Genomic DNA, 704 nt, shown 5'->3' with positions numbered 1-704 from the left:
TGAAACCATGAGTATGATTTTAACTGCGCGGGCTTTGCAGATAAAAACCGGCAACGCGCTGCGCAAACTGGTGCTGGTAAAGCTGGCGGATAATGCCAATGACCAGGGCGAGTCATGGCCGTCTGTGCCGTACATCGCAGAGCAGTGCGAAATGTCAGAGCGCTCAGTACAGAACCACATTAACGCTCTGGTGGAAATGGGGCTGGTTCGTATCGAATCCCGGAAATCGGCCAACGGTCTGAACCAGTCAAACATCTATCATCTGCGTCTGAATACCGCCGTTGTGAGTGGTGAATCTCCTGCACCATATGGTGCAAATCCTGCGGGGGTGAGTGGTGCAAATGGTTCCGGGACTGGTGCAGGAGATTCACCAGGTGGTGCAACTGGTTCCGATAGTGGTGCAGGAGCTGCACCCAGAATCAGTCATGATCCAGTCATAGATCCAGATAATAAAAATATTAATCCTGCTCACGGAAAAACCAAAAGCAAAACTGTGATGCCGAAAAACTTTGCACCGTCACCGGAACACACTGAACGGGCAAAAACTGCCGGACTGGATGTTCAGGATGAGTTTGGCAAATTCAGGGACTACCACGCCAGCAAGGGCACCCAATACGCTGACTGGAACGCTGGGTTTAATTACTGGCTGAGACAGGCCGAAGGATTTAAACGCGCTGCGGACTCAAAGAACATCGACACCACCG

1 protein-coding gene is annotated in these 704 nt (G+C 51.4%); it reads left to right on the top strand.

Going from position 1 to position 704, the window contains the following annotated elements:
- Window positions 1-13: 13 nt before the first annotated feature.
- Window positions 14-704, top strand: a 691-nt coding sequence (locus tag HMPREF3119_RS07550) for a helix-turn-helix domain-containing protein (RefSeq protein WP_246829253.1), incomplete at its 3' end; no start/stop codon positions are given.

The sequence above is a fragment of the Morganella sp. HMSC11D09 genome (assembly GCF_001807955.1).
GTDB lineage: Bacteria > Pseudomonadota > Gammaproteobacteria > Enterobacterales > Enterobacteriaceae > Morganella > Morganella morganii.
This window is presented reverse-complemented; position numbering and strand designations above follow the sequence as displayed.